This window comes from Streptomyces sp. NPDC029526 (assembly GCF_040637405.1).
Lineage (GTDB): Bacteria > Actinomycetota > Actinomycetes > Streptomycetales > Streptomycetaceae > Streptomyces.
Genome location: NZ_JBEZWE010000002.1, coordinates 334,240 through 361,188 on the forward strand (window position 1 = coordinate 334,240; position 26,949 = coordinate 361,188).

The following is a 26,949-nucleotide window of genomic DNA, read 5'->3' on the forward strand; positions in this document are numbered from 1 at the left end:
GATCCCGGCGGTCACCGGTCGTGCGTCGGTCTGCGCAGGGTCATGCGGTCGTCTGCGGGGGACGTGGGCGCGTACGCATCGTGCTCGACGCGCGTCGCCCCCGCTGCCTTCCGATTCGGACCCGGACGAAGTCCGCCGGTCGGCTCCGGGCGTCCCCGGAGCCGACCGTTCTCTTGGGTGACCGGGCTGCTGTCCCCTGCCGTCCGGTCACTTGTCCGGAGCGAGGTCCCACGACGCACGGCACGATCCGTACGTCTCATCGCTCCGGCGAGCCACGCGTGGTTCTTTCGGGCCCGCCCCTGGCTGGCACGGACATCGGTTCCAACGAAGCGGCTTCACCGGCGGTCACGCGCCGTACGGGTGAGAAGGATGCGTACGTCTGTGCCGCGAACGTCAGATCCGGCCCCGGCAGAGCTCCAGCAGCGTCATGGCCAGGGCGGTGCCCGGCTTGCCCAGCGCGTCCCGGAAGTGGGCGAGGACCTCCATCTCGCGGGACAGGTTCACCCGTCGCCCACCGGAGGCGATCCGCTCCTTCTGGATGACGGCCGACACGGCCATCCGTTCCTGCACCAGGCCGATGATCCGATCGTCGAGCGCGTCGATCCGCTCCCGCGCGCCGGTGATCAACTCGGCGGCCTCGGAGGTGCGGGCACCGGTCCTCTCGGGAGACGAAGCGGCCGAAGCGGCCGAAGCGGCCGAAGTGGCCGGAGCGGCCGGATCAGGAGCGACGGAGTCGGCCGGGCCGGTCGCGGAGGCGGGATCCGTGGCGGACCCGGTGACAGATCCGGTGGTGACGGCGGCGGTCGTGGCAGTGGCGGCGGACATGAGGGCTCCTCGCGGTACGGGACGCGGTGCCCCGGAGCGACAGGACCCGGACCAACACAGGCGCCCCGGGCCTTGTCGGCCCGGGGCGCCTGGGAAGTCGCTTGTCAGATGCTCAAGCAGCACGACCATGGCAGCCGGCGGGCCGGGTGCCATAGGTAAAGAGGAAGGTCGGGTGCGTGAGCATGGGGGCCAGTATGCCGCGCCGCGTACGCGCGTCCAACCCCGACCGGATGATGAGACGGGGCCGGACGGCCCCCCGCGCGCCCCCCGGTAGAATCGGGACGCACAAGCTCCCGCCCCACCGCCGGAAGGCACCCCGTGTCCTCAGCGACTCCCGCTGCCCCCGCGCCCGACACCGTTCTGGTCGTCGACTTCGGCGCGCAGTACGCCCAGCTCATCGCCCGTCGCGTCCGCGAGGCGCGGGTCTACAGCGAGATCGTGCCGAGCACCATGCCGGTCGAGGAGATCATCGCCAAGAACCCCGCGGCGATCATCCTCTCGGGCGGTCCGTCGTCCGTGTACGAGGCCGGCGCCCCGACCGTCGACCCGGCGCTGTTCGAGGCCGGTGTCCCCGTCTTCGGCATGTGCTACGGCTTCCAGCTGATGGCCCAGAGCCTCGGCGGCCAGGTGGACAACACCGGGGCCCGCGAGTACGGCCGCACGGAGCTGCACGTCTCCAAGGTGTCCTCCACCCTCTTCGAGGGCACGCCGGCCGAGCAGGCGGTGTGGATGTCCCACGGCGACGCCTGCTCCGCCGCCCCCGAGGGCTTCACCGTCACCGCCTCCACGGACGTCGTGCCCGTGGCCGCGTTCGAGAACGACGAGAAGAAGCTCTACGGCGTCCAGTACCACCCCGAGGTGATGCACTCCACGCACGGGCAGCAGGTGCTGGAGCACTTCCTGTACCGGGGCGCGGGCCTGACCCCCGACTGGACCACCGGCAACGTCATCGAGGAGCAGGTCGCGGCCATCCGCGAGCAGGTAGGCGACAGGCGGGCCATCTGCGGGCTGTCCGGCGGTGTGGACTCCGCGGTCGCCGCCGCCCTGGTGCAGAAGGCCATCGGCTCGCAGCTGACCTGCGTCTATGTCGACCACGGCCTGATGCGCAAGGGCGAGACCGAGCAGGTCGAGAAGGACTTCGTCGCCGCGACCGGCGTGCAGCTGAAGGTGGTCGACGCGAGCGAGCGGTTCCTGGCCGCGCTCAAGGGCGTGTCCGACCCCGAGGAGAAGCGGAAGATCATCGGCCGCGAGTTCATCCGGGTCTTCGAGCAGGCCCAGGCCGAGATCGTCGCCGACCAGGGCCCGGCCGTCGAGTTCCTGGTCCAGGGCACCCTGTACCCGGACGTCGTCGAGTCCGGCGGCGGCACCGGCACCGCCAACATCAAGTCGCACCACAACGTCGGCGGGCTGCCCGAGGACCTCGAGTTCAAGCTGATCGAGCCGCTGCGCCAGCTGTTCAAGGACGAGGTGCGGATGGTCGGCCAGGAACTCGGCCTCCCGGACGAGATCGTCCAGCGCCAGCCGTTCCCCGGCCCCGGCCTCGGCATCCGGATCGTCGGCGAGGTCACCAAGGAACGGCTGGACCTGCTCCGAGAGGCCGACGCCATCGCCCGCGAGGAGCTCACCGCGGCCGGCCTCGACCGTGACATCTGGCAGTGCCCGGTCGTCCTGCTCGCGGACGTCCGCAGCGTCGGCGTCCAGGGTGACGGCCGGACCTACGGCCACCCGATCGTCCTGCGCCCGGTGTCCTCCGAGGACGCCATGACCGCCGACTGGTCGCGGCTGCCGTACGACGTCCTCGGAAAGATCTCGACCCGCATCACCAACGAGGTGCGGGACGTCAACCGGGTCGTCCTCGACGTGACCTCCAAGCCGCCGGGGACCATCGAGTGGGAGTGAGCCCCCACGGGCTCAGGTCCGTCTGAGCGTGCGCACCGGCGCTCCGGGCCTCCAGACCTGCAGGACGAGGTACTTCTCGTCCTCCACGTAGGTCCGTACGACCTCCGTCAACTCGGTGCGGAAGAGGTGGAACGGCTCCGGCGGTTCCACCTCTTCGCTGTACGCGGCCCGGCTCTCCGCGTCCTCGACCTCGACGGCCCGGCCGGAGACGCGGACGTCGCCGCCCCCCATGGTGGTGCCCTCCCCGGGATTCGCCTGGAGGGCGAAGCGCGGGTCCCGTCGCAGGTCCAGCGCCTTGAGCGAGCCCGGCATCATGCCGAGCCACAGCTCGCCGCCGAGGAAGCGCACCTCCAGTCCGCTGGTGCGGGGCGAGCCGTCCTTGCGCAGCGTGGCCAGGACGTGGTGGGTGTGGGCGCCGAAGCGTTCCTCGACGGTCCTCGCCAGGCCGGGTTCGGAGGTGGCGAAAGCCTCCCAGTTCGTCGTCATGCCTAGAGCGTGCCCCGAATACCGGACACGTCCTGTCTGTATTGCTCCGCATCACGCTGCATTGCTCGGGATCACGCCGCGCGATTCCTCCCGGTTGTGCCGCGCGCCGCATCTTTACGGAACAGATCTGTCGTGCGCCGCGCCCCGACGGTACCTTCCGCCCCGTACGCACATCCCCCGCGGAGGACTCATGCACGGGCCCACCCCGCCCCCGCCGCTGCCCACCGACAAGCTGCGCTTCCCCATGCCGCCGATGCACGAGTCGGTCGAGGACGAGCGCCGGCACCGTAAGGAACGGCTGGCGGGTGCCCTCCGGCTGTTCGGCCGGTTCGGCTTCGAGGACGGCGTCTCCGGGCACATCACCGCACGCGATCCCGAGTACAGCGACTGCTTCTGGGTCAATCCGTTCGGGATGCCCTTCCGCCACGTCACCGTGAGCGACCTCGTCCTCGTCAACCGGGACGGCCAGGTCGTCCAGGGCGGACACCACGTCAACCAGGCGGCGTTCACCGTCCACGCCCAGGTGCACACGGCCCGGCCCGACGTCGTCGCCGTCGCCCACTGCCACTCGGTGCACGGCCGCGCGCTCGCCGCCCTAGGCGACCTGCTGGAGCCGCTCAGCCAGGAGAGCTGCGCCTTCTACGAGGACCAGGCACTGTACGACGCCTACAGCGGTGTCACGGTCGATGCCGAGGAGGCTCGGCGCATCGCGTCCGTCCTGGGCTCCCACAAGGCGCTGGTGCTGCGCAATCACGGGCTGCTGACGGTCGGTGACTCGGTGGACGCGGCCGCCTGGTGGTTCCTGTCGATGGAACGGTCCGCCCAGGTCCAGCTCACGGCGAAGGCCGCGGGCAGGCCGGTCCACATCGGCCACCGGCAGGCGGTGGCGACCCGGGAGCAGGTCGGCGGAGACCTGGTGGCCTGGATCAACTATCAGCCGCTGTGGCAGGACATCAGCCGCAGCGAGCCTGACCTGTTGCAGTAGTGGTGGCCGCGGAGGCAGGTCACGGAGCGGCGGGGCGGCGGGGCGGGGGTGCCTGCGGGGGGCGGCGCGGATCTGGGGGAGTGGCGGGCCGCACACCTGCGGAAGGCCACGGGGCTGAGGAGTTTGGGGCCAGGGACCTGTCGGAAGGGCCACGGACCGCGGGAGCGGCTGGTTACGGATCTGCGGGAGTGGGGGCCCACGGATCTCTCGGCGTCTGCGGGGACGCCCGAGAGGGCGGCCGGGTCCCAGGCCCGTCCAGCTGCTCCCGGGCCCGTCCGGTTGCTCCCCGGCCCGTCATGCTGCTCCGGGGCCCGTCCGGCTGTTTGCTCGACTGTTCCCGGGCGCGTTCGGTTGGCCCCGGGCGCATTCGGTTGGCCTCGGGCCCGGGTTTGCACCGGACGGACAGGGACGCCGGGCGCCTGACCTGCCGGTCGAGTCGCTCACGACCTGTGGCGCCGGTGCGGGCCCGTCCGTGGGGCGGGCCCGTCCGGCGCACGGCCGCCGGGGCCACGGCCCGATGGGTCAACATCACGCCTTGAGATTCACCCTCATTGACCACACCTGCTGCTCGATCGAGCCCTGTTGTAGGGCACAATTCGCTGTCGTCGCCGGGGAGTTGCGCCGGGCGGCGGGCGGGCGTGGGAACGCGGGTGCGGGAGAGGCGGGCTTCGGGCGTGGCGGTGCAGGAGGCGAGAGAGGGCGGCGTGGGCCCCGGCGCGCACGATGGCGGCTGTACCTGCGGGGACTGCCCGCACGGCGCGCGTGAGGGGCACCGGCGTGCGGTCGCGGCGTTCTTGCTGCGCAGGGACGAGTTCGCCGCCGGTCAGGGGCTGCCGGCCGCGGTGGCGCACTCGGCGTCGGCCTCCCGGCAGTGGGTGTCCGAGGAGCTGACGCAGGCCGCCGAGCTGGTCGCCCAGCGCAGCCGCGCCGAGGGCGCGGCCTGGCTGGCGCGGTTGTGGCACCGGACGGTCGTGACGGTGTGGGCCGGCGTCGTGGTGCTGCTCCTGGTCCAGGCGCTGACGGCGATCGGTGCAGGGTGGACCGGCGCACGCTCGGCCGGGCTGGTGGCCGCGCTGGTGGTGGCCGGGACGCTCTCCGCCGCGTCGTGGTTCCACCGGGCGCGTGGCGGAGCGCTGGCCCCGGTGATCGGCGAGGACAACCGTCTCTCCACCTCCCGTGCCGTGGCAGCGGCCTGGGTGCTGTTCCTCGCCTACGCGGTGCTGGTCCTCGCGGGCCGACTGGCGGCCGCGTCCGGCCCCGCGGAGCGCGACGCGCTGATCGCGGGACTCGAACTCGCCCGCGGAGCCGGTGTGGTCACCGTCCTCGCCGTGGTGTGCGGCATCGCCGTGCTGGTCCGGCGGGTGATCGGGCTGCGGGTCCTGGGACAGCGGTTGCAGAAGGTGCGCGCGGACCGGCCGCGGGCGGCGGACCTCCTGACCGACGACGCGGGGCGGGGCAGCTTCGCGGACATCCAGTACGTGGTGATCAGCGCCGTGGCCCTGGTGTTCGCGGCGGTACGGCTGGCCCGCCGCCCGGACCAGTTGCCGGACCTGCCGTGGGGGCTGGCGGCGGTCGTGCTGGTGTCGGCGGCGACCTATCTCGCCGGCAAGTATGCCGAGGTCGGACGGCCGGTGATCCTCTCGGTCGTCCGGGCACGTGAGGCCGGGGCCCTGGACGCGCCCATCCGGACCGGGGACGACATCGAGATCCGCGGCACCGGCTTCGTCCCACCGGGTTCCCAGGGCGCCGAGCGGCTGTCCCGGATGGTCGTCCGGGTGGGCGCCGTGAACGTGCACGTACCTCTGGTGCCCGTCACAGGAGGCTTCGACAACCCGACGGACACCCTCCTCACCGTGCCGGTCCCGGCGGAGGTGGAGCCCGGCCGGGTGGAGGTCCAGGTGGTGACGGCAGCGGGCGTGGAAACGAACCGCTACGCGATCGACGTGACGGAGTGACCCGGGCCGAGTCTCCCGGAAACGCCACCTGGCTTCACCGCCGCTGCCCGACCCGGCTCGGCGACGGGAGGGACGAGCGGGCCGGTCAGGCTCTGGGAGGGGAACCGGTCCTCGGCCCGCCCGCACTCGCTGCCGGGCCGGTGCCGTACCTCTGTTCGCGGCTCCGTCCGCCCTCGTTCAGCTCTCGCCTCCCTCCCTGCTTCCGCCGCGTGGACCTGTCGGTTTGCTGTTGATCTCCCGTAAATACTGGGCAGTCACGGTTGAGCCGTGGTGGATTGTCGTACGTATGGTCTGTTGAGGGGGTCTCGACAGGCGGTGAGAGGCGGCAGGCAGCGATGACTCACGGCAGGCGCACGGAAACGTACTCCTCCCACCTGGACCGCGGCGGTGACTGGCGGGACACGGCCACCCGTTACGCACTCCTTCCCCTCCGGATCTTTCTGGGCGTCACCTTCGTCTACGCGGGGCTGGACAAGCTCACGGACAGCGCTTTCCTGAAGGACTCGGGCGCCGGATCGATCGGCGACATGATGCGGGCCGTCCGGGACTCCTCCGCCATCCCTGCCCTGATCGACCTCTCCCTGAAGAACCCGGTGGGCTTCGGCTACGCCATCGCCTTCGGGGAACTGGCCGTTGGCCTGGGAGTCCTGGTCGGCCTCCTCACCCGCCTTGCCGCGCTGGGCGGCGTGTTGATCTCCCTGAGCCTGTGGCTGACGGTGAGCTGGGCCTCTGACCCCTACTACTACGGCAACGACCTCCCCTACATGATGGCGTGGATCCCACTCGTGCTGGCCGGCGCGCCCGTGCTCTCCCTGGACGCCCTTCTCCGGGCGCGGCGCAGGCGCGGATCCGCCGACTACACCTGACCCGTACAACTGATCCGCTGCCAGGCCATCCGGACTCCCGGGCACGCTCTCGGGATCCACGATCAGGCGATACGGCCTCGCGACGCCACAGTCATGTCCTCTGGACCGGCGGTCAGGCCGTCCGGATCGGCGGGGCACGTCCTCCGAACCACGGTCAGGCCGTCCGGGTTGGCGGGGCAGGCCCTCCGCATCCACGGTCAGGCCGTCCGGATCGGCGGGGCACGCCCTCCGAACCACGGTCAGGCGCTCCGGACGACGGTTTCACGCCCTCCCGACTCGTGAGCCTGCCCTCCCGACTACCGGGCCCGCCCTCCCGACTCGGGAGCCCGCCCTCTTGAGCGGGCGATCGGACCCTGCGGACACCTTCGGCCAGACCGCCCCCGCCTCGCGGACACCCGCCGGGCAGGTCGCCGGGCGACCCGGAGGCGGACCACCGGAGAGGGCAGGTCACCCCCGAACGGGCCGTCCGGGAGGTGCGGCGTCGACGCCCGGACCGTTGCCGGCCGTACGGCGGCGCCGGCGTATCCGGCCGGTCACCAGGGCCACGGAGCCGGCCAGGCACAAGCCGCCCCCGACGACCGGGAACAACACGAACCAGGGAGTGTCCCAGGCCCCGCCCGCATCCCCGAGGAAGAGGGTCGCTGCCGCGACCAGGCTGGCGCCGGCGATCAGCTTCCCCGGCTGGAACTCATGACGTGGCACGGCTGACCTCCGCCTGTCCGGCACCGACCTGGAGATCCAGCTCCAGTGTGCCCCCCTTCTCGACGCCGGCGGGCGGATCGAGAGTGACCTCCTCGTGCTTGCCCGGGGCCACGTCGACGTCCTGCTTCTTCTCTCCGGGGAGCTGAATGTCGCCGATGCCCACCTCGATGGTCAGCCGCACGGTCACGTCGTCGGGCACGATCACGTGGACGCGCCCCACTCCGACCTCCGCCCGGGTGGACACCGTCTTCCCCTCGGGCACCCGGACGCCCGACAGGTCCAACGTGCCCGTGCCGGTGCCCAGGTCGTAGGCCGGGCGTATCTGTGCGACCGAGGCGGGCTCCCAGGTGGTGCGCATCCAGTCCGTGCCGATGTCCTTGGGCAGGGCGGACGCTCCTGCCAGCAGCCCGGCCGTGATGACGGCCAGGATGATGGATCCCGCCCCGGTACGACCGAGGAACGCGCTGACGGCGATGCCGAGGCCGAAGACGGCGAGCGCGGCGGCCAGGCCCGTCTGCAGGCTCGTGCCGAGGGGGTGCTCGTGCCAGGTCAGGCCCGTGCCCAGACCGGCCGCGAGCAGGGCGAGCAGGAAGATCCAGCCGCCGATCCATCGGGGCCCCCGCTGTCTCGGCGGCTGCGGCGGAAGGTCGGGGGACTTGTGCAGGTTGGGGGCGAGACCGATGGACACGCCCGCGGTGGCGTCATGGGCGCCTGCGCCCCACGGGCCCCACAGGTAGCCGGTGGCACCGACGTGCCGGCCGTCCTTGACGATCGGGTCGCGCCACCAGGACGGGTAGGCGGTGGCCACCGGAGGTGCCTGCGGCTCCGGTGGAGCGTCCGCGACCGCCTGCGCGGCCAGGGGGTCCGGGCCCGGGGCGCCGCGGTGCCGGGACCAGTACCCTGCGCCGGCCAGCAGGATGGACAGTATGACGGCGAAACTCAGCACGCCGCCGTTGTTCAGCATGGTGAGGAAGACACCGCAGCCGACCAGGGCGAAGAGGACGGCGGCCAGGGCGTGGCCGTCGACCCGGCCGGTCAGCAGCCTGCGGATCTCGTTCTCCTCCTCGTCCTCGTAGGGGACGAGGAGCCAGGCGAAGCCGTAGAAGATGAGTCCCACGCCGCCGGTCGCGGAGAGCACGGCGAGGGTGATCCGGAAGATCACCGGGTCCATGTCGCACTGCCGGCCGAGGCCGGAACAGACGCCACCGAGCAGCTTGTGGTCACGGTCGCGCCGGAAACGGTGCGGCGGCTCGTCCCCCTCCGCCGCCGGAGGGGAGGCCGGGCCGGCGGCCTGTCCGGCCGCGTAGCCCGGCGGGGCGCTCGGACCGCCGCCCTCGCCCTTCCCGCTCCCGCCGTGCGCACCCGCGGGCCCGGGCGCGCGGGGCGCATCCGCGGCGGACGCGGCATCCTGCGGCCCGGCACCCGGGGAGGGGCGCGGGCCGGAGCCGGGTCCCGGACCCGTCGCGGCGTGCTGGTGATCTGTCATGCGTCCATGGTGACGGGCGAGCCGTCCCGACGGCAGTCGGGACGACCCTGGTGCGACCCTGATTTCAGCCCCCGGTGGAAGTCCGGGGGCACGCCGCGGGGAGCCGTACCCGGAGATCAGGGGAGTCTCGGGGACTTACCCTGATGCCCCCGTGCCGACGAGCGTGTGACCATCATTGACATGTCGGAAGCCGCAGCAGCGCCAGTCGTCGAGCCGAGGCCGCCGCGCAAGCTCTACCGCAGCAGCGACGGTCGCTGGCTCGGAGGAGTGGCGCGGGGGCTGGCCGGGCACCTCGGGCTGCCCGTGGTCTGGGTCCGACTCGTCTTCGTCGGCCTGTTCATGGCCGACGGTCTCGGCGCGTTGCTGTACGCCGCCTTCTGGTTCTTCGTCCCCCTCGGCATCGGCGGTGTGGAGGCGCACCGGCCGCCGTCCCTGGTCGCCACCGAGGTCTCGGCGGACGGCCGCCGCAGACTGGTCACGCGCAGACCGGACAAGGGCCAGATCGTCGCCCTGCTCCTCATGGTCGTCGTGGCGATGGTCTTCGTGGGCAGCGTGGATCTCACCAATGGTGCCCGTGCCTACCTCTGGCCGACCGTCCTGGCCGGGGCCGGCGTCGCCCTGGTCTGGCGGCAGGCCGACAACGCCCGCAGGGCCCGCTGGGTCGAGGTGGGGCGCCGCCGGCGTACGGTCACCCTGCTGCGCGCCGGCGCCGGTGTCCTGCTGGTGACGGCGGGCGTCTCGGGCATATTCGTCCTCCAGGGCTCGGGTGCCCACCTCGGCCCGGTGCTCCAGGCGGCGCTCGCGGTCCTCGTCGGCATCACGCTGCTCGCCGGGCCCTACCTCGTGCGCATGACCCAGGACCTGTCCGAGGAACGGCTGATGCGGATCCGGGCGCAGGAACGGGCCGAGGTCGCCGCCCACGTCCACGACTCGGTGCTGCACACCCTCACGCTGATCCAGCGCAACGCCGAGAGTCCCGGAGAGGTCCGCCGCCTCGCCCGTGCGCAGGAGCGCGACCTGCGTGCCTGGCTCTACAAGCCGGAGGGCAACGGCAAGGACGAGGACGAGGAGCCCACCACCCTCGCCGAGGCGGTGAAGCGCAACGCCGCCGAGGTGGAGGACCAGCACGGTGTTCCCCTGGAGGTCGTCGTCGTCGGGGACTGCCCCCTCGACGAGCGGATCGGTGCGCAGATGCAGGCCGCGCGCGAGGCGATGGTCAACGCCGCCAAGTACGGTGGCGAAGGGGGTGCCGTGCAGGTCTACGCCGAGGTCGAGGGGCGGACGGTGTTCGTGTCCGTACGGGACCGCGGTCCGGGCTTCGACCTCGACGCGATACCCGCCGATCGCATGGGCGTCAGAGAATCGATCATCGGCCGCATGGAACGCAACGGCGGCACGGCGCGCCTGCGCGCGGTGCCGGACGGCGGCACGGAGGTCGAGCTGGAGATGGAGAGGGCGGAGAAGGCATGAGCGAGCCGAACGAGGCCAACCGGTCGACCGGACCGGCGGAGGCGGTGGAGGCGACCGGATCCGCGTCACCGGCCGACGCCGCGGGGCGGCGCCACGTGCGGGTCGTGCTGGTCGACGACCACCGCATGTTCCGCACCGGTGTCCAGGCCGAGATCGGGCAGACCGAGCAGACCGGTGTGGAGGTCGTGGGCGAGGCCGCCGACGTCGACCAGGCGGTCACGGTGATCACGGCCACCCGGCCCGAGGTGGTGCTGCTCGACGTGCACCTGCCCGGGGGCGGCGGTGTCGAAGTGCTGCGCCGCTGTGCCCCGCTGATGGGCGACAGCGAGCAGCCCGTCCGCTTCCTCGCCCTGTCCGTGTCCGACGCGGCCGAGGACGTGATCGGTGTCATCCGCGGCGGAGCCCGCGGCTACGTCACCAAGACGATCACCGGCACCGACCTCGTCGACTCCATCTTCCGCGTGCAGGAGGGCGACGCCGTCTTCTCACCGCGCCTGGCCGGCTTCGTACTGGACGCCTTCGCCTCCACCGACGCCCCGCCGGTCGACGAGGACCTCGACCGCCTCACCCAGCGGGAGCGCGAGGTGCTGCGGCTCATCGCCCGGGGATACGCCTATAAGGAGATCGCCAAGCAGCTGTTCATCTCGGTGAAGACGGTCGAGTCGCATGTCTCGGCGGTCCTGCGCAAGCTGCAGCTGTCCAACCGGCACGAGCTGACCCGCTGGGCGACGGCGCGCCGGCTGGTCTGAGCCGCGGCGCGCCACGACCGCGCCCTCTCCGCGCGACTCCGCGTAGGCGGCCGGGCAGGCCGGGAGCCCGGGAGCCGAAGCCCGAGGGCTCCGGTTCCGTCACCGAGCCACACCCGTTGCCTGCCGCTGCCGCTGCCGCTGCCGCGTCGCTGCCGTGCTCCACGCCCCTGACCGCGCACCCGGCCCGTGAGGACCGCAGCCGGTGGCGCTGGACGCGAGCCGGTCTGCGGTCCTCGCGGGCCGGTTCGAGGCGAGGCGGATCCGTTCCGCGTGTCCGGCGGCGGTGTGCACAGGGGGAGCGGGCCGCCGCCGGACCTTCTCTGCGGTGATGTCCGGCACCGCCCCTGGTACGGGTGGCGGTGATGCGCCGGTCACCTGGTTCAAGGACGTTAGGCCCGCCGAGCAGGACCGCCCCGGAGTTGCGCGGAAGTGATGCCGACGGACCGGCGGACGATCGGATGCGACCGTGATCTCCGCGCATCCCCGACGCCTTCACCGAGTCCGCTGACCGATGCGGGGAAGACCCGTGGCATGCGGGGGCCCGGCTGCTATGCCGCAGAGGGGAGAGGACGGACGGGGATTCGGCATGTGGTCCGACCGTGCCCCAGCTGCCAGGCCGCACCGCGATCGATCCACCACCGCGACCGTCCCGCCCGGCGATTCCACCCGGCGATGTCGCGTCCCGCGACCCCCGCTGTGCGACCCGGAGCCGCGGCCCCGTCCTCCTGCCCGGCCCGGTGCCGGGAGCTGTGACGGGTCTGGCTAGGCTCCGGCCTCATGGACGTACTCATCCACCTCTTCGTCGGCCTGCACATCATCGGTATCGCATCGCTCCTGGGCGGCTTCCTCACACAGATGAAGGCGATGGGCGAGGGCACCGCCCGCTTCAGCCCCGCGATGCTGCACGGCGCGGTGACGATGCTGGTCACCGGTGTCATCCTGGTCGGCCTCAACGAGGCCCAGGACCACACCGTCAACCACATCAAGATCGGTATCAAGCTCGCTCTGCTGATCGTGATCCTGGGGCTGGTCTACGTGAAGCGGGACGACGAGAAGGTCGACAAGGGGCTGTTCGGCCTGGTGGGTCTGCTGACCACGGCGAACATCTTCATCGCCGTCCTCTGGACCTGATCGCCTCCCGCGCGGGCGACGAGGTCCACGCCGACCGCGCGGAGCCGGCTGCTCCGGCGGCGACCACCAGCCACACGGCCACCGCCACCCACACCAGCACGTGCCCCAGGTGCTCCAGCCACGGGGCACCGACGACGGCGGACGCGGACAGCGTCGCCGCCGCCGTCATGCCCAGTGGGAACACGGTCGACCAGCGCCGGGTGTCGTAGCCCAGCCGGGGCCGCACGATCTCGGCGGTGAGCAGGACCACGTACCAGGCGAGGTCCAGGACCAGCAGGCTCACCGTCGCGAACCGCAGCACGCCGCTGCCGTCCTCGTTCCACAGGTACAGGTGGGGGCCGTCGGCGGTGAGCAGTCGCGCGCCGGCGAGCCCGGAGATGGCGAGTGCGCCCCCGGCGATCCAGTGGTCGCCCGCCCCCTCGAACACCTGCCGCCAGTCGAAGTGGAACAGGGCGAGCGCGTAGAGCACCAGCCCGAACCAGAACAGCACCATGGCCGCACGCGCGAGCCAGGCCGCCGACTCGGCGGCGGCGAGTGTGGCACCGAGGAGGGCGAGTCCTTCCGTGGCCACGCAGCACAGGAAGACCGCTCCGGGCATGCGCCGCCGCCAGCGGCTGACGACCAGGACGAGCAGCACCGGCCAGAGCACGGTGGCCAGTGCCAGCATCACCTCGGCCAGGCGAAGCAGGTCCAGGGCGGCGAAGCCCGCGCCGATCACCGTCGTGGCGGCGACGGCCGTGAGGGCGCCCGGCGTCGCCGCTTCCGCGACCCAGCGTTCGCGCTCTCGCAGCAGTCGCAGGACGAACTCCGCCGCCAGCCCCGACCACGCGGCGCAGGCCAGCACCAGGGTGACGCGCGAGAGGACCTCGTAGCCCGCCAGGCGCAGCGCCACCGACACGATGCCGGTGGCCATCACGGCGGCTCCGGCCGCGGGTGAACGCTGCGCCCACCAGGCGCGGACAGGGGAGGCAGAGGCGCGGGGCATGGGCGGAATGCTAGAAGAGCACACCGCGCGGTGATCGACGGGGCGCGCACGGGGGACCGAACGCCCGCCGCCCGGCCCTGGCGGACCGGGGGCGCAGCGGTTCGGGGCCGTAGCGGACCGGCCCGGGGTGCGGGCGGGCCTCGCGTGAGTCGGACCGGGTGCGTCAGGCCTCGGGTGCGTCAGCCCAGGCGGGTCAGGCGGGACGCACCACGCTGTGGATGGACGACTCGCCGTCGTAGAACACCGACTCCTCGCGGACGAAGGTGCCGGGCTTCGGGGCGTGGATCATCTTGCCGTTGCCGATGTAGAGGCCCACATGGGTGATGTCGTCGTAGAAGAAGACGAGGTCACCGGGCTGCGCCTGGGACAGCGGCACGGTCGTCCCGGCCTTGACCTGGTCGTACGTGGTGCGCGGGAGGACCACGCCGGCGGCCTTCCACGCGGCCTGGGTCAGGCCGGAGCAGTCGTAGGAGCCGGGGCCGGTGGCACCCCAGACGTACGGCTTGCCGATCTGGGCGCGGGCGAACGCGAGGGCCTTCTCCGCCTTGGTGGCGTACCCGGAGTCGGACGAGGCCGGAGGGGCGGTGGTGGAACCCAAGGAGCCCGAGGAGCCGGGGTCCCCCTGACCGCCGCGGTCCGGCTGGGACTCCTCCCGGGCCTCCTGGCGCTCGGCCTGCTGTTCGGCGAGTTCGGCGGCCTTGCGGGCCGCCTCCTCCTGCTTCTGCTTCTCGATCGCCGCCAGCCGGGCCTTCTCCTCGGCGGTCAGCTTCGACATCAGCTCGCGGGCGTCGGCGAGCTTCTTCTGGACGGTGGCCTTGGCCGTCTTCAGGTCGTTCTGCGACTCGGTGAGCGCGGCCAGGCTCTCGGTGGCCTCCCGGCGCTTCTTCATCGTCTCGGACTGCTGGGTGACGTAGTCGTCGACCGCCTCCTTCTGGCGGCCGGTCATCCGGTCCAGGTGCCGGCTGCGGTCGAAGAAGTCCTGCGGCGAGTCGGCGAGCAGGAAGGTGGCGGTGTCCGGGACGCCGGCCCCGGTGCGGTACTGGGCGGCGGCGTAGGACCCCAGCTGCTCCCGCGCGTCGTTCAGCTTCTGGGTGCGCCGGGCCACGTCGTCGAGGAGGGTGTCGACGCGTTCGCGCTGTTTGGCGGTCTTCTCCTTGGCGGCGTTGTACTTCTCGGTCGCCGACTCCGCCTGGCGGTAGAGGTCGCCGACCTTCTTCTCGACCTCTTCCAGGCTGGGCTTGCCGTCGTCGGCCGGGGCGGCGTCGGCCGTCTGGGAGAGCAGGGCCACAGAAGTGAGGGCCGCGGTGGCCAGAGCAGGGGTGCGTATGCCTGCCACGCGCGAGCCCGGGGTGCGCGACTTGCGGTGCGACGCCAAGGGAGGCGACTCCTTCCAGAACTCCGCCCTACGGTGAACGGCGGGGGTCCCCGCCCAGGCCGTGCCGGCACTGGGGAGGGTTCGGGCGGGTACTTCGGAAGGGTTGCCCTACGGCCGCTCCGCGGGGGAGTGGGCCGATTCACCCCATGGTCTCGGTGGAACCCCGGCTCCGGCTGACCTGACGGACAGTGACGGACTCGGCGGGGGCCGCGCGAGCCGGCGAGGTTCGCCGACGGGGGACGAGCGGCCCGCCCGCACCGTAGCCAACTGATGTGGCCCTTGTGAAGGTTGATGGGTGATATGCCCGATACATTTTCGTGACCTGATCGAAGTGGTCACCGTCGGTGATCGCACGGCACTGCAGGGTGCGCGGGTGTCCGAACATGGGGCGGGCCGGTGGTGGGGTCTCGGAGCCGGCGCCGGAACGGCGTGATGTTTCCGGGGCGGCCCCGGGCTGTCGGTGGGGCGGCCTAGACTCGGAGAGCGATGAGCAGCCTCTTTGACGACAGCTTCCTGGCGGACCTCCAGGCCCAGCGCGGCCCCGTGGACGAGCCCCCGCCGCCGCCCGAGGACGAGCACGGACCGGAGCCGGTTCCGGACGACCTGTTCGGCGGGAAGTTCGACGTGCCGCCGGACCGTGACGCCTACTACCGGGACGGCGCCCCCCGCCCCGTGATGGACTCCGCCGCCCTCCTGGAGGGGCTCAACGACAACCAGCGCGCCGCCGTGGTGCACTCCGGCTCCCCCCTGCTCATCGTGGCCGGCGCCGGCTCCGGCAAGACCCGGGTGCTCACCCACCGCATCGCCCACCTGCTCGGCGAGCGGGGCGTCCACCCCGGCCAGATCCTCGCGATCACGTTCACGAACAAGGCCGCGGGCGAGATGAAGGAGCGCGTCGAGCAGCTCGTCGGCCCCCGGGCGAACGCGATGTGGGTCATGACGTTCCACAGTGCCTGCGTGCGCATCCTGCGCCGGGAGAGCAAGAAGCTGGGCTTCACCTCGTCGTTCTCGATCTACGACGCCGCCGACTCCAAGCGTCTGATGGCGCTGGTCTGCCGCGACCTGGACCTCGACCCCAAGCGGTACCCGCCCAAGTCCTTCAGCGCGAAGATCAGCAACCTGAAGAACGAGCTGATCGACGAGGAGGACTTCGCCGCTCAGGCGACCGACGGCTTCGAGAAGACCCTCGCCCAGGCGTACGCGCTCTACCAGTCCCGGCTGCGTGAGGCGAACGCGCTGGACTTCGACGACCTGATCATGACCACGGTCAACCTGCTGCGTGCCTTCCCGGACGTCGCCGACCACTACCGCCGCCGCTTCCGGCACGTCCTGGTCGACGAGTACCAGGACACCAACCACGCGCAGTACGCCCTGGTCCGCGAACTCGTCGGCACCGCGGAGCACCCCGTCGACGTGCCGCCCGAGGCCGAGGTCCCGCCGGCCGAACTGTGTGTGGTGGGCGACGCCGACCAGTCGATCTACGCCTTCCGCGGTGCGACGATCCGCAACATCCTGCAGTTCGAGGAGGACTACCCGGACGCGACGACGATCCTGCTGGAGCAGAACTACCGCTCCACGCAGACCATCCTCAGCGCCGCCAACGCGGTCATCGAGCGCAACGAGTCCCGCCGCCCGAAGAACCTGTGGACCAACGCCGGCGCGGGCGCGCGGATCACCGGGTACGTCGCCGACACCGAGCACGACGAGGCACAGTTCGTCGCCGACGAGATAGACCGGCTCACGGACGCCGGCGAGGCCAAGGCGGGCGACGTCGCCGTCTTCTACCGCACCAACGCCCAGTCCCGTGTCTTCGAAGAGGTCTTCATCCGCGTCGGGCTGCCCTACAAGGTTGTCGGCGGGGTCCGCTTCTACGAGCGCAAGGAGGTCCGGGACGTCCTGGCGTACCTGCGGGTGCTCGCCAACCCCGAGGACTCGGTGCCGCTGCGCCGCATCCTCAACGTGCCCAAGCGGGGCATCGGCGACCGTGCCGAGGCCATGATCGACGCCCTCTCCCAACGGGAGAAGATCAGCTTCCCGCAGGCGCTCAAGCGCGTCGACGAGGCGTACGGCATGGCCGCGCGCTCGTCGAACGCCGTGAAGCGGTTCAACACGCTGATGGAGGACCTGCGCACGGTCGTCGAGTCCGGTGCGGGCCCGGCAACGGTGCTGGAGGCGGTCCTCGAACGGACCGGCTACCTCGCGGAGTTGCAGGCGTCCACCGACCCGCAGGACGAGACCAGGATCGAGAACCTCCAGGAACTCGCCGCGGTGGCCCTGGAGTTCGAGCAGGAGCGCGCCGAGGGGGAGACCGGAACGCTGGCCGACTTCCTGGAGCAGGTCGCCCTGGTCGCCGACTCCGACCAGATCCCCGACGAGGACGAGGACGGCTCGGGCGTCATCACGCTGATGACCCTGCACACCGCCAAGGGCCTGGAGTTCCCGGTGGTCTTCCTCACCGGCATGGAGGACGGCGTGTTCCCGCACATGCGCGCCCTCGGCGAGACCAAGGAACTGGAGGAGGAGCGGCGCCTGGCCTACGTCGGCATCACCCGTGCGCGCGAGCGGCTGTACCTCACCCGCTCGACGCTGCGCAGCGCGTGGGGGCAGCCGTCCTACAACCCGCCCTCGCGGTTCCTGGAGGAGATCCCGGCCGCGCACCTGGAGTGGAAGCGCACCGGGGCGAGCGCACCGGCCTCCTCCGGTCCGGCGTCGGGGATCGCGGCGTCGCTGTCCTCCTCGCGGTCGCGTTCGTCGGCCTCGGGTGCCTCCGGGTTCGCCACCCGGCGGACGGCGGAGAAGCCGGTGGTGTCGCTGGCCGTCGGGGACCGTGTCACGCACGACCAGTTCGGGCTCGGCACCGTGGTGGGGGTCAAGGGCACCGGCTCCAACGCCGAGGCGACCATCGACTTCGGTGACACCAAGCCCAAGCGGCTGCTGCTGCGGTACGCGCCGGTGGAGAAGCTGTAGGGCCCGTCGTTCGGATCACGCCGACCCGGCCCACGGCTCCTTGCCGCCGACCCGAGCGGGTTGGCGGGTGCGGCCGCGAGGCGGAGGAGGGCGGCGACGCGGAACATCGCCGGCCGACGGCAATACCGCAGATGCGCGTGCCGGAGCCTGCGACGCCGGAATGATCCGAACGACAGGCCCTGGGCAGGCCCCGACGGGGGAGCGGCCCGTGGGCGTCGCCGGTGCGGCGGGGTTCACGGGCCGAGAGGGGCCGACGAGTGGCGGGGCGGTGGGACGGCGGTCAGTGCGTCACGACGGGTTGAGGCCGTGGCTGCGCAGCCAGGCGAGCGGGTCGATCGTGGAGCCGCCGCCGGGCCGGACCTCGAAGTGCAGGTGCGGGCCGGTGGACTTGCCCGAGTTGCCGGAGAACGCGATGGGGTCGCCGGCCTTCACGGTCGTGCCGGGGGCGACCTTGTAGCTGGAGAGGTGGCAGTACCACGTCTCCGTACCGTCCTTCGCCGTCACGATCATCATGTTGCCGTAACTGACGTTGAACTGTGTGCGGACGGTGCCGTCCGTCGCGGCCATCACGGTCGAGCCGTACGGCACGGGGAAGTCGATGCCGGTGTGCACGGACATCCAGTTGGTGCCCGCCTGGCCGTAGAAGGCGCTGAGCCCGTGGAGGGCCACCGGGAGCGCGAACTTGGGGCGCAGCCGCTCCTTGCGTGCGGCCTCCTGGGCGGCGCGCTTGCGGTCGGCCTCCTGCTGCGCCTCGAGGTCGATGCGTTCCTGCGTGCGACTGGCCCGGTCGGCGAAGTCGTCGGCCCCGGCGGTGAGGCTCTTCAGCTGGGTGTCCAGCTTGATGTTGGCGGCGGACGGCTGCACCGGCTGGGCGTCCGCGGCGGTGGTGTTCGTCTCCTGGCCGCCGGTCTCCCCGCTCAGGTCGACGACCGAGGCTGCCGCGACGCCGGCCACTCCCATGACGCACACCGACGGCACGGCGACCGTGAGCAGCGCGGACCGTTTCGGGGGGGTGCGGCGGCGGGAGCGGTTGCCGCTCCGGGAGCCGGTGCGGGGGAGCGGCGCCGGGGCGACCTCCTCCTGGTCGTCCAGCAGGCTCACGGCGGGCAGTTCACCGGTGTCGCCCGGACCGTCCGCCGGGTGCGCGGTACCGGCGTCGCCGTCCGGCTCGTCCTCGGTGAACCGCGCGGTGCCGGACTGCTCGTAGGGGGTGGTGGCCTGCTCGTCGTAGCCCTCGGCCCGTGTCCCGTAGTTCTCGGCCTGCGTCCCGTAGGGGTCGGACGCGTCGTTCGCGGTGCCGTCGGAGTTCCACTGGGTGGCGTCGTACGCGCCGGAGTCGAAGGTCTGCGTGCCCCAGTCCCACTGCTGGGTTCCTTCGGAGGAAGGGAACCCGGACGGGTCGGGCTGCAGCCAGGCGGAGGCGTCCCACTGGCCGCTGGTGTCGGGGGCGTCGGCCTGCGTGGGGATCACGGCCGTCTGCTGCCCGCCGGTGGCCCAGCCGGTCGCGTCGTGGAGGCCCGTGTCGTAGGCGGCGTAGTGCTGGGCCGCGTAGGCGTCGTAGGAGCCATTGCCCTGGGCGTCACCGGTCCACTGACCCGTGTCGTAGGTGTCCGCGGCCGGGCCGGCGCCGGGCAGGTCACCGAAGAGCGGGTCGGTGGCGAAGGTGCCGGTGGCAGGGGGTGCGGAGGCAAAACCGGTGGCGTCGTAGCCGCCGTACGTGGTGAAGTCGCCGTACTGGCCCTCCTGTGTGCCGTACGGCGCATAGGGCACCGAGGCGGCGTCGGAAGCCGGAGCCGGGGGGATGGTCCCCGACGGGTGACGGTCGTTCACCAACTTCTCTTTCGCCTCGACAACGGTGGCTGCCAGAGCAGTGCGGCGACTGTACCCGGCGGTATGCGGGCGCGACAATCTTCCGCAGGTTTCAGGCTCGCAGGAAACGGGCATTCGGTTGCGTTTTGGCGGCGCCCACACGAGGTCTTGGCTCTGCGTTCGAAATGCGTTCGAGTTGAGGATGGGGTCGGCAGTGACAAGTCGGCCCTGCGGGGCGGCTGTTGTCCGAACGCTGGGCCGGAGGGAATGCCACCGCCGGGTGGCATGTGCCTCGGGCGTGTCGGGCGCCCCGGGGTGCGGAGCGGCAACCGGCCGGCGTCGCATCAGGGTGGGGTCGGCAGGAGGCCGAGGCGCCGCCGGTGTGCGGTCCTACGCATGGTCGAGGCCGGTCCGTGGCCGGTCCGACCCCTGTCCGACGTCCGGTCCTGCGCCGGTCCGACTCCGGTGCGACGCGGTCCCCTGTGCGGCCCTGCGCCGGTCCGCCCTCGGCCCCGGCCGCTGAGCAGTCGGGATGACGCGGGACCGAACGGCGCAGAAGTGGTGCCGGAGCAGACGTCAGGCCACCGTCATGCCGCCGGCCCGGCCCGCCGTCGGTTCTCCCGGCTGCGCCGTGTCCAGGGCTTCCCGGATGCCGGTCGCCACGGCCGGGTGCACGGGTAGGGCGAGGTGCCCCACGCCGCTCACCCGCACGTTGTCCACCGCCAGGTCCGGGTGCTCGATGCAGGCCGTCTCCAGTGGGTCCATGATGTGGTCCAGGTCGCTCCAGAAGGCGACGAACCGGGTGCGGCAGCCCGGCGCGGGCCGGGTGAGCTCCTCGAGCACCTCCGAGCCGGGACGCATCTGGCGCACGATGGGGTGCGCGTTGGCGAGCGGGGCGACGCGCGTGCCGGAGTGCGGGGTGCCGAGCGTGACCAGCGTGCGCACCCGGGTGTCGCCGCCCAGCCGTTGCACGTAGTACCGGGCGATCAGACCACCGAGGCTGTGCCCGACGACGTCGACCCGGTCGCTGCCGGTGCGCTCACACACCTCCTCTATGTGGCGGCCCAGCAGTTCGGCGGCGGTGCGGATGTCGCACGTGAGCGGGGAGTAGTTGAGCGACTCGATCTGCTGCCTGCCGTGCTGGGCGAGACTGCGCCGCAGCAGGAGGAACACGGAGCGGTTGTCGATGAACCCGTGCAGCAGCACGACCGGCGGCTTGGCTTCGACCGGCAGCTGTGCGGTGCCCTCGGGGGCCGGCAGTGCGGGGCGGGCGTCCCGCCGTTCCTGCACGATGCCGGCGGGATAGAGGAGGAGGTGGCCCGCGAGGATCGCGAGCTCCAGGGCGGTGGCTTTCAACAGGGCCAGGGAGAGATCCGCGAGCCGGGTCGGCAGAAGACGCCGGCACAGCGGAAGCAAGGGAAGAGCTGCCTGGGTGACCTTCATGGGCCGACCTCCTGTCGGCACGCGGAAGGACGACCGTGTCCCCCGTGTGCCCTCATGGGGCGACGCGACGACGGGGGCCGACGCGGCGCGCACGCGTCACGTCGGACGGTCGCGGTACGACGGCGACCTCGTCGCGGATCCCTTATGCGCATGTTCCCACTGATGTCCGCGTGTCGCACGAGCACGTGGGGTCCGGAGCCGGCGGCTCGGGAACGCTGCGCGGTGAACATGTCCCTGTGTGTGATTTCCCCCTCGCTGTGCACCGTGAAACGGCCGGTTGCGGGATGCTGGCGATAACGTTCGTTCACTCCCCGGCCGGGCTCGGCCGGGGCGTCCGTGTCCCGGTCGTGCGCCCGGCGCAGCGGGCGGAGGCACGTGCGGCACACGCGACCGGTGCGGTCAACGCGACGTGCGTGAGGTGTACGCCATGACGGATGTGTGCGGTACTTGTCGGTACGGATGGATGTAATCGGTTCATGGAGGCAGTGATGGGTGTGGCAGCCGGTCCGATCCGCGTGGTGGTGGCCAAGCCGGGGCTCGACGGCCACGATCGCGGGGCCAAGGTGATCGCGCGGGCCCTGCGGGACGCCGGTATGGAGGTCATCTACACCGGGCTCCACCAGACTCCCGAGCAGATTGTCGACACCGCGATCCAGGAGGACGCCGACGCCATCGGGCTGTCCATCCTCTCCGGTGCGCACAACACGCTCTTCGCCGCCGTGATCGAGCGGCTCCGGGAGCGCGACGCGGCGGACATCCTGGTGTTCGGCGGCGGCATCATCCCCGAGGCGGACATCGCCCCGCTGAAGGAGAAGGGCGTCGCGGAGATCTTCACCCCGGGCGCGACGACGGCTTCCATCGTGGACTGGGTGCGCGCGAACGCACGGCAGCCCGCCGAAGCGTAGCCCCCGGACCTGGGGAACACCGCCGGAGCCGGTCGGGGCGCCGTCGACGCCTTCCGCGGAGGTCCGTTCCTCCGTGCCGCCGCGCACTCCAGGGCCGGCTGCGGCCGTCCCGCCGGGCGTCCCGGGCGAGGGCGGTGCCCGGCGGGCCGTCTCGGCGCGCGGCCCGTCGACCCGTACGGCACCGGGCCGGTTCACGGGGCGCCGTCCGTGTGCGGGGCCGACGCGAGTGGGACCGGCCGCGCCGGACCCAGCTCCCGAAGCATCGCGGCCCGCAGGCGCAGCGTGGTGACCAGCCGCTGGAACGCCTCCGCCCAGTAGCCACCGGCCCCCGGGGAAGCGTCCTCGGGCTCCTCCGGAAGCGCCAGCAGCGCGTCGAGCCGGTCGGCTTCGCCGGGGTCGAGGCAGCGTTCGGCCAGGCCCATGACCCCGCTGAAGCTCCAGGGGTAGTTTCCCGCGTCCCGGGCGATGTCGAGTGCGTCGACCACCGCACGCCCCAGTGGCTCGTCCCACGGGACCGCGCAGACTCCGAGCAGCTGGAACGCCTCCGACAGGCCGTGGGTCTCGATGAACCCGGCCACCCACGCGGCGCGTTCGTCCGGGGGCAGGGCGGCGAGCAGCCGGGCGCGCTCGGCCAGCGACACCGCGCCCGGGCCGCCTGCCTCCGGTGCCGAGGGGTCGCCCAGCAGGGCCCGTGACCAGTCGGGGTCCTGCTGCCGTACCGCTGCCCGGCACCAGGCCGCGTGCAGTTCCCCCTGCCAGTCGTCGGCCACAGGCAGCTTCACGATCTCCCGCGGTGTCCGCCCGCCGAGCCGGTGCGGCCAGGCGGTGAGCGGTGCCGACTCCACCAACCGGCCGAGCCACCAGGACCGTTCGCCGCGCCCGGCGGGTGGTTTGGCGGTGATGCCGTCGCGTTCCATGTCCGCGTCGCACGCGTGGGGCGCCTCCACGACGATCGTCGGCGTGTCCCGGGTGTGGTCCATGGCCACGCAGGCCGCCGCCCGCACGGCCATCCGGCCCGCGAACGCCGACCCCGGCAGTGCCGACAGCAGGTCGGCCGCGGTCGCCCGGACGTTGCGGCTGCGGTCGCCCAGGGCCTGTTCGAGGAACTCTTCGTCGTCGGGCCCGAGCCCGGTGCGCAGCGAGTCCAGGAACATCAGGCGGTCCTCCGCCCGCTCCGTGACCCAGGTTCCCACCAGTAGGGCCCGGGCGGCGGCGGGCCGCCGGGAGCGCAGCGCGGCGAGAAGCGAGACCCGTTCCGCGAACAAACCCTCGTGCCACAGCCGTTGGTAAGCCGCCGGATCTTCGGGGCCCGACCGGGCGAGTGCTCCGCCCGGTGTCGCCCGCAGGGCGAAACGCCAGTCGGGGTTGAGCCGCGCCAGCCACAGCGCACGGGGGCCGGCGAAGCGCAGCGCCGCCGGGCGCAGGTCCGTCCGTCCCCGTGCGGCGTCCAGCAGGGCGGGGAGGAGTGCGGGCGGTGCCGCGAAGCCCCGGTCGTTCGCGGCGGCGAGCCACTGGGGGAGGAGTTCCCGCAGATCGGGGGCGGCCCCGCGGCGGCCCCCGGAAGGGCTTGGACGGTCGGACAGCAGTGCTTCGAGGCGCCGGGCGGCGGCCGGGGGCAGTACGGGCCGCGGGTCCGGCGGTGCGGGCCGGGGCCGCTCGGCCGCCCTGGCGGGCAGCAGACCCGCACGCCGCCCCAGGGTGACCCCGGCCGCCGCGTCGAGCAGGGCCGTCGGTGCCCCCGGCCCGGGTGGGACGCCCGGTGGCGTGCGACGGTCGGTCCCTAGGAGAGCGGTGGTGACGAGTTCGTCCCAGGCTTCCGGCCCGGTGGCCGGAGCGGCGGGCGACGCCGGGGACACCCCACCGGGCCGGGCAGCCCCGGCCTCGACAGCGGAGGGCCGGGTGGAGGACCCGGCTGGGGCACCGGTCGGGTGGCCGGCCGGGTCCGCGGCGGCGGAGATCCTGCTCATGAGCTTCCCTTCCGTCGGATGTCCCGGAGCGGTCGAAGACTCACGGGTGCCGGGTGTCCCGTGTGGCGCGTGCCATGCCTGAGGCACATGGGCCTGGAGTGCTCGCCGGCAGAGGGCCGGGTCAGCACAGCGGGACCACCTCGCCGGGCCCCTCCGGCCACGCCGCCAAAGGGGTGAATCCCTGGTGGCCGTACTCCCCGAAGACCCGGACCGGCGTCCCGCCGGCCAGGGACACCAGCCGCCACAGCCCGGAGCGGGAGCACGCCGCAGGGGTGAGCGGCAGGGCCGTGTCCGCGTCGGCGTCCGCGAGCTGCCAGCCGGCGCCGTCCGGGACCGGAACCACCCGGTCCAGGGTCACCGGCACGCCGTCCAGCCACGGGTCGTCCCGCAGCGCATCGCCGTACCGACGGGCCGCCCCGGCCGTGGTGACGCCCGGGGGCCGTGCAGTCGCCGGTTCGGGGGCCCCGAACCGCTCGCGCAGCGCGGCCCGCTGTTGTCCCGTGCCCGGATAGGCGGCCAGCTCCGCGTCCAGAGCCAGCCCCACCGGCAGCGACAGTTCCGGCGCCCGGCCGGCCGCACCGTAGGAGAGGAGCAGGGCCGTGCGGCCCGACGCGATGCCGTGGAGCCAGATGCGACGGGTCGTCAGACGGGCGTCCGCCGTGTCGTACCGGGCGAGCACCAGCCAGTGGTCGCGCACCCCCGGCCCGTCCGCCGACGCGGGCAGGCCGACGCGGGAGCGGACCGTCGCGGCGAGGCCGTCGGGCAGCAGCTCACGGCGCAGCCAGCCCCGGACGAGGAGGTGCAGCAGCGCACACTCCTCCAGCAGCCGCACCGGCCACTGCGGCCCGGTATCCGGTATCGCCGCCAGCTCCCGCACCCGGGCGGCCAGTCCCGGTGCCTGGGCGTCGACCATGCGGGCCGCCGCCTCCTCCCACGCACCGGCCCCAGCCCGTTCGGCGGCGGCCAGACCACCGCGCAACAGGTCCGCCAGGCGCTGCTCCAGCTCCGTGACCCCCGCCGTGACGCGCTCCGCCCGCCGCCGAGCCCTGCGCCGGGCCGCCTCCGGATCGGCCGGCCCGGCCGCGACAGCACGGCTCTCCGTGGCGCTCGCGCCCTCCGCGGCGGCCCCGCCCTCCGCGGAACTCGCGCCCGGCTCATCCTCCCGGCCGCGCCGGTCCGCCGCCCAACGCGCCGCCCACCCGGGCGCCTCCGTCCGCGGCACCGGCCCGTCGCCCGCGGACCGCAGCGCCAGCAGGCCCGCCGCGTGCCGGCACGGTTCCCGGCGGCTCGGGCAACTGCACCGGTACGCGGGCGCGGAGACGGCCCCCGTGTCGATGGCCGTCCGATGCTGCGCGCCGCCGCCGGTCCCGGTCCCCCCGTACAACCCCCACACCACACCGTCGTCCGACCACCCCGTCTCCGACCACGCACCGGGCGCACCCGGTTCACCGCCCACCGGTCCCGACGCCTGGTCAGAAACCGGTGGAGCCTGCTGATCCGCAGTGCGGTCCGCCCCCTGCTGACTCATGCACCCGACCGTACGCACCGCCACTGACAACGGCCTTGTCGCGGAGTTGTCCACAGGTGGTGCACGGGAGTATCCACAGGCCGGGGCGATTGTCAGTGGCGTGGTGCACGGTGGTGACAGATCCGAACCGGCCGAGCTGGAGGGGGACGACTCAGCCATGTCCGCACCCGTTGAACCGACGTCCGGCGCCCCGCGCCGGAACGGCCCCGCGCTCCTGGGAACGGACGCGCGTACCGACGCGTTCCCCGCCGCCCCGGCGCCCGGCGGCTCCGCCTCCGCACCGGACCCGCCGACGCCGCCGGTGCTGCGATCACACGCGGAGGACGCCTTCGCCGGTGAACTCGCCGCGCTGGCCGCCCAGGACGACCGCACCCGGCCGGCGAACTGGCGGCTCTCGCCGTGGGCCGTCGCCACGTACCTCCTCGGCGGCACCCTGCCCGACGGCACGGTGATCACCCCCAAGTACGTGGGGCCGCGGCGCATCGTGGAGGTCGCGGTCACCACCCTCGCCACGGACCGTGCGCTGCTGCTCCTCGGCGTGCCCGGCACGGCGAAGACCTGGGTGTCGGAGCACCTGGCCGCGGCGATCAGCGGCGACTCGACCCTGCTGGTCCAGGGCACCGCCGGCACGCCGGAGGAAGCCCTCCGCTACGGCTGGAACTACGCCAGGCTCCTCGCCCACGGCCCCGGCCGTGACGCCCTCGTGGCCGGCCCCGTGATGCGCGCGATGACGCGGGGCGCCACCGTCCGGGTCGAGGAACTGACCCGTATCCCGGCCGACGTGCAGGACAGTCTCCTCACCATCCTGTCCGAGAAGACGTTGCCGATACCGGAACTGGGCGAGGAGGTGCAGGCCGTCCGCGGCTTCAACCTCATCGCCACCGCCAACGACCGCGATCGCGGCGTCAACGACCTGTCCAGTGCCTTGCGCAGGCGGTTCAACACCGTCGTGCTGCCGCTCCCGGGCACGCCGGAGGAGGAAGTCGGCATCGTCGCGCGGCGGGTGGACCAGATCGGACGTTCCCTCGACCTGTCGCTGATGCCCGACGGCATCGACGAGATCCGCCGGGTCGTCACCGTCTTCCGCGAACTGCGTGACGGGGTCACCACCGACGGCCGCACGAAACTCAAGTCGCCCAGCGGCACCCTGTCCACGGCGGAGGCCATCTCCGTGGTCACCAACGGGCTCGCCCTGTCCGCCCACTTCGGCGACGGGGTGCTGCGGGCCGGCGATGTGGCGGCCGGCCTGCTCGGCGCCGTCGTGCGCGACCCGGCGGCCGACCGGGTCATCTGGCAGGAGTACCTGGAGACCGTGATCCGCGAACGGGACGGTTGGACGGACTTCTACCGCGCCTGCCGGGAGGCCGGCGCATGAGCGGCGGCCGCACCGAACACCGTCGCCCGGCCGGCCCGTCG

At 72.8% G+C, this 26,949-nt stretch carries 20 protein-coding genes; 10 read left to right on the forward strand and 10 right to left on the reverse strand.

Annotated features, from left to right (window positions below):
* Positions 1-393 precede the first annotated feature (393 nt).
* The gene (locus AB0F01_RS07110; protein ID WP_362090700.1) at positions 394-825 is read right to left on the reverse strand and encodes a chorismate mutase; all 432 of its coding nucleotides are present in this window, start codon (positions 823-825) and stop codon (positions 394-396) included.
* 318 nt (positions 826-1,143) lie between these two features.
* Between AB0F01_RS07110 and guaA the strand changes: the two genes are divergently transcribed.
* Entirely contained in the window at positions 1,144-2,724 is a 1,581-nt protein-coding gene (gene guaA, locus AB0F01_RS07115; protein WP_362090702.1) for a glutamine-hydrolyzing GMP synthase, read from the forward strand.
* Positions 2,725-2,736: 12 nt separating this feature from the next.
* Here the strand turns inward: guaA and AB0F01_RS07120 are convergent, their stop codons facing one another.
* A complete protein-coding gene (locus AB0F01_RS07120) occupies positions 2,737-3,210 on the reverse strand; it encodes a pyridoxamine 5'-phosphate oxidase family protein (RefSeq protein ID WP_362090704.1) in 474 nt (157 codons plus the stop codon).
* Between the two features lie 190 nt (positions 3,211-3,400).
* Between AB0F01_RS07120 and AB0F01_RS07125 the strand changes: the two genes are divergently transcribed.
* The 3 genes from AB0F01_RS07125 to AB0F01_RS07135 all read left to right on the forward strand — a co-directional run bounded on the left by AB0F01_RS07125 (position 3,401) and on the right by AB0F01_RS07135 (position 7,016).
* Positions 3,401-4,195: a class II aldolase/adducin family protein gene (locus AB0F01_RS07125; protein WP_362090706.1), complete on the forward strand. Its 795-nt coding sequence runs from the start codon at positions 3,401-3,403 to the stop codon at positions 4,193-4,195.
* 674 nt (positions 4,196-4,869) lie between these two features.
* Positions 4,870-6,150, forward strand: coding sequence for a hypothetical protein (locus tag AB0F01_RS07130; RefSeq protein WP_362090708.1), 1,281 nt, complete (start codon positions 4,870-4,872; stop codon positions 6,148-6,150).
* A gap of 335 nt (positions 6,151-6,485) precedes the next feature.
* A complete protein-coding gene (locus AB0F01_RS07135; protein ID WP_362090710.1) occupies positions 6,486-7,016 on the forward strand; it encodes a DoxX family protein in 531 nt (176 codons plus the stop codon).
* Between the two features lie 447 nt (positions 7,017-7,463).
* Here AB0F01_RS07135 and AB0F01_RS07140 read toward each other — a convergent pair whose 3' ends face one another.
* Complete coding sequence (locus tag AB0F01_RS07140) at positions 7,464-7,718, reverse strand: hypothetical protein (RefSeq protein WP_362090712.1); 255 nt, start codon at positions 7,716-7,718, stop codon at positions 7,464-7,466.
* Positions 7,705-9,204 carry a PspC domain-containing protein gene (locus AB0F01_RS07145; protein WP_362090714.1) on the reverse strand — a complete coding sequence of 500 codons (1,500 nt, stop codon included), beginning with the start codon at positions 9,202-9,204 and terminating at the stop codon, positions 7,705-7,707. The genes AB0F01_RS07140 and AB0F01_RS07145 overlap by 14 nt, the downstream gene beginning before the upstream one ends.
* Positions 9,205-9,384: 180 nt before the next feature.
* On the opposite strand from AB0F01_RS07145, the gene AB0F01_RS07150 reads away from it, so the two are divergent.
* The 3 genes from AB0F01_RS07150 (at position 9,385) to AB0F01_RS07160 (ending at position 12,554) form a co-directional block, all read left to right on the forward strand.
* Complete coding sequence (locus AB0F01_RS07150) at positions 9,385-10,674, forward strand: PspC domain-containing protein (protein ID WP_362090716.1); 1,290 nt, start codon at positions 9,385-9,387, stop codon at positions 10,672-10,674.
* Positions 10,671-11,423 carry a response regulator transcription factor gene (locus tag AB0F01_RS07155; protein ID WP_362090718.1) on the forward strand — a complete coding sequence of 251 codons (753 nt, stop codon included), beginning with the start codon at positions 10,671-10,673 and terminating at the stop codon, positions 11,421-11,423. The genes AB0F01_RS07150 and AB0F01_RS07155 overlap by 4 nt, the downstream gene beginning before the upstream one ends.
* Before the next feature lie 777 nt (positions 11,424-12,200).
* Positions 12,201-12,554, forward strand: coding sequence for a hypothetical protein (locus tag AB0F01_RS07160; RefSeq protein ID WP_362090720.1), 354 nt, complete (start codon positions 12,201-12,203; stop codon positions 12,552-12,554).
* On the opposite strand, the gene AB0F01_RS07165 is transcribed toward AB0F01_RS07160, so the two are convergent.
* Together AB0F01_RS07165 and AB0F01_RS07170 are read right to left on the reverse strand one after the other, a co-directional pair.
* Positions 12,532-13,539 carry a tellurite resistance/C4-dicarboxylate transporter family protein gene (locus AB0F01_RS07165; protein ID WP_362090722.1) on the reverse strand — a complete coding sequence of 336 codons (1,008 nt, stop codon included), beginning with the start codon at positions 13,537-13,539 and terminating at the stop codon, positions 12,532-12,534. The genes AB0F01_RS07160 and AB0F01_RS07165 overlap by 23 nt on opposite strands.
* A 193-nt stretch (positions 13,540-13,732) precedes the next feature.
* Complete coding sequence (locus AB0F01_RS07170) at positions 13,733-14,914, reverse strand: NlpC/P60 family protein (RefSeq protein ID WP_362090724.1); 1,182 nt, start codon at positions 14,912-14,914, stop codon at positions 13,733-13,735.
* 486 nt (positions 14,915-15,400) lie between these two features.
* Between AB0F01_RS07170 and pcrA the strand changes: the two genes are divergently transcribed.
* The gene (pcrA, locus tag AB0F01_RS07175; RefSeq protein WP_362090726.1) at positions 15,401-17,881 is read left to right on the forward strand and encodes a DNA helicase PcrA; all 2,481 of its coding nucleotides are present in this window, start codon (positions 15,401-15,403) and stop codon (positions 17,879-17,881) included.
* Between the two features lie 288 nt (positions 17,882-18,169).
* Here the strand turns inward: pcrA and AB0F01_RS07180 are convergent, their stop codons facing one another.
* Both AB0F01_RS07180 and AB0F01_RS07185 read right to left on the reverse strand, forming a co-directional pair.
* Positions 18,170-19,711, reverse strand: coding sequence for a M23 family metallopeptidase (locus AB0F01_RS07180; RefSeq protein ID WP_362090728.1), 1,542 nt, complete (start codon positions 19,709-19,711; stop codon positions 18,170-18,172).
* Positions 19,712-20,266: 555 nt separating this feature from the next.
* Complete coding sequence (locus AB0F01_RS07185; RefSeq protein ID WP_362090730.1) at positions 20,267-21,133, reverse strand: alpha/beta fold hydrolase; 867 nt, start codon at positions 21,131-21,133, stop codon at positions 20,267-20,269.
* A 488-nt stretch (positions 21,134-21,621) separates the two neighbouring features.
* Here AB0F01_RS07185 and AB0F01_RS07190 point away from each other — a divergent pair, with 488 nt between their 5' ends.
* Positions 21,622-22,038, forward strand: coding sequence for a cobalamin B12-binding domain-containing protein (locus AB0F01_RS07190; protein WP_362092479.1), 417 nt, complete (start codon positions 21,622-21,624; stop codon positions 22,036-22,038).
* A 191-nt stretch (positions 22,039-22,229) separates the two neighbouring features.
* Here the strand turns inward: AB0F01_RS07190 and AB0F01_RS07195 are convergent, their stop codons facing one another.
* On the reverse strand, positions 22,230-24,005 hold the full coding sequence (locus tag AB0F01_RS07195; protein ID WP_362090732.1) for a DUF5691 domain-containing protein: 1,776 nt from the start codon (positions 24,003-24,005) through the stop codon (positions 22,230-22,232).
* A 121-nt stretch (positions 24,006-24,126) separates the two neighbouring features.
* The gene (locus AB0F01_RS07200) at positions 24,127-25,533 is read right to left on the reverse strand and encodes an SWIM zinc finger family protein (protein ID WP_362090734.1); all 1,407 of its coding nucleotides are present in this window, start codon (positions 25,531-25,533) and stop codon (positions 24,127-24,129) included.
* Between the two features lie 157 nt (positions 25,534-25,690).
* Between AB0F01_RS07200 and AB0F01_RS07205 the strand changes: the two genes are divergently transcribed.
* The gene (locus AB0F01_RS07205; protein ID WP_362090736.1) at positions 25,691-26,908 is read left to right on the forward strand and encodes an AAA family ATPase; all 1,218 of its coding nucleotides are present in this window, start codon (positions 25,691-25,693) and stop codon (positions 26,906-26,908) included.
* The last annotated feature ends 41 nt before the right edge of the window (positions 26,909-26,949 follow it).

Bases quoted from the DNA above. Each gene is read 5' to 3' on its own strand.
- AB0F01_RS07110 (WP_362090700.1), bottom strand. From the start codon at position 825: ATGTCCGCCGCCACTGCCACGACCGCCGCCGTCACCACCGGATCTGTC.
- AB0F01_RS07120 (WP_362090704.1), bottom strand. From the start codon at position 3,210: ATGACGACGAACTGGGAGGCTTTCGCCACCTCCGAACCCGGCCTGGCG.
- AB0F01_RS07125 (WP_362090706.1), top strand. From the start codon at position 3,401: ATGCACGGGCCCACCCCGCCCCCGCCGCTGCCCACCGACAAGCTGCGC.
- AB0F01_RS07135 (WP_362090710.1), top strand. From the start codon at position 6,486: ATGACTCACGGCAGGCGCACGGAAACGTACTCCTCCCACCTGGACCGC.
- AB0F01_RS07145 (WP_362090714.1), bottom strand. From the start codon at position 9,204: ATGACAGATCACCAGCACGCCGCGACGGGTCCGGGACCCGGCTCCGGC.
- AB0F01_RS07150 (WP_362090716.1), top strand. From the start codon at position 9,385: ATGTCGGAAGCCGCAGCAGCGCCAGTCGTCGAGCCGAGGCCGCCGCGC.
- AB0F01_RS07155 (WP_362090718.1), top strand. From the start codon at position 10,671: ATGAGCGAGCCGAACGAGGCCAACCGGTCGACCGGACCGGCGGAGGCG.
- AB0F01_RS07160 (WP_362090720.1), top strand. From the start codon at position 12,201: ATGGACGTACTCATCCACCTCTTCGTCGGCCTGCACATCATCGGTATC.
- AB0F01_RS07165 (WP_362090722.1), bottom strand. From the start codon at position 13,539: ATGCCCCGCGCCTCTGCCTCCCCTGTCCGCGCCTGGTGGGCGCAGCGT.
- pcrA (WP_362090726.1), top strand. From the start codon at position 15,401: ATGAGCAGCCTCTTTGACGACAGCTTCCTGGCGGACCTCCAGGCCCAG.
- AB0F01_RS07185 (WP_362090730.1), bottom strand. From the start codon at position 21,133: ATGAAGGTCACCCAGGCAGCTCTTCCCTTGCTTCCGCTGTGCCGGCGT.
- AB0F01_RS07190 (WP_362092479.1), top strand. From the start codon at position 21,622: ATGGGTGTGGCAGCCGGTCCGATCCGCGTGGTGGTGGCCAAGCCGGGG.
- AB0F01_RS07195 (WP_362090732.1), bottom strand. From the start codon at position 24,005: ATGAGCAGGATCTCCGCCGCCGCGGACCCGGCCGGCCACCCGACCGGT.
- AB0F01_RS07200 (WP_362090734.1), bottom strand. From the start codon at position 25,533: ATGAGTCAGCAGGGGGCGGACCGCACTGCGGATCAGCAGGCTCCACCG.
- AB0F01_RS07205 (WP_362090736.1), top strand. From the start codon at position 25,691: ATGTCCGCACCCGTTGAACCGACGTCCGGCGCCCCGCGCCGGAACGGC.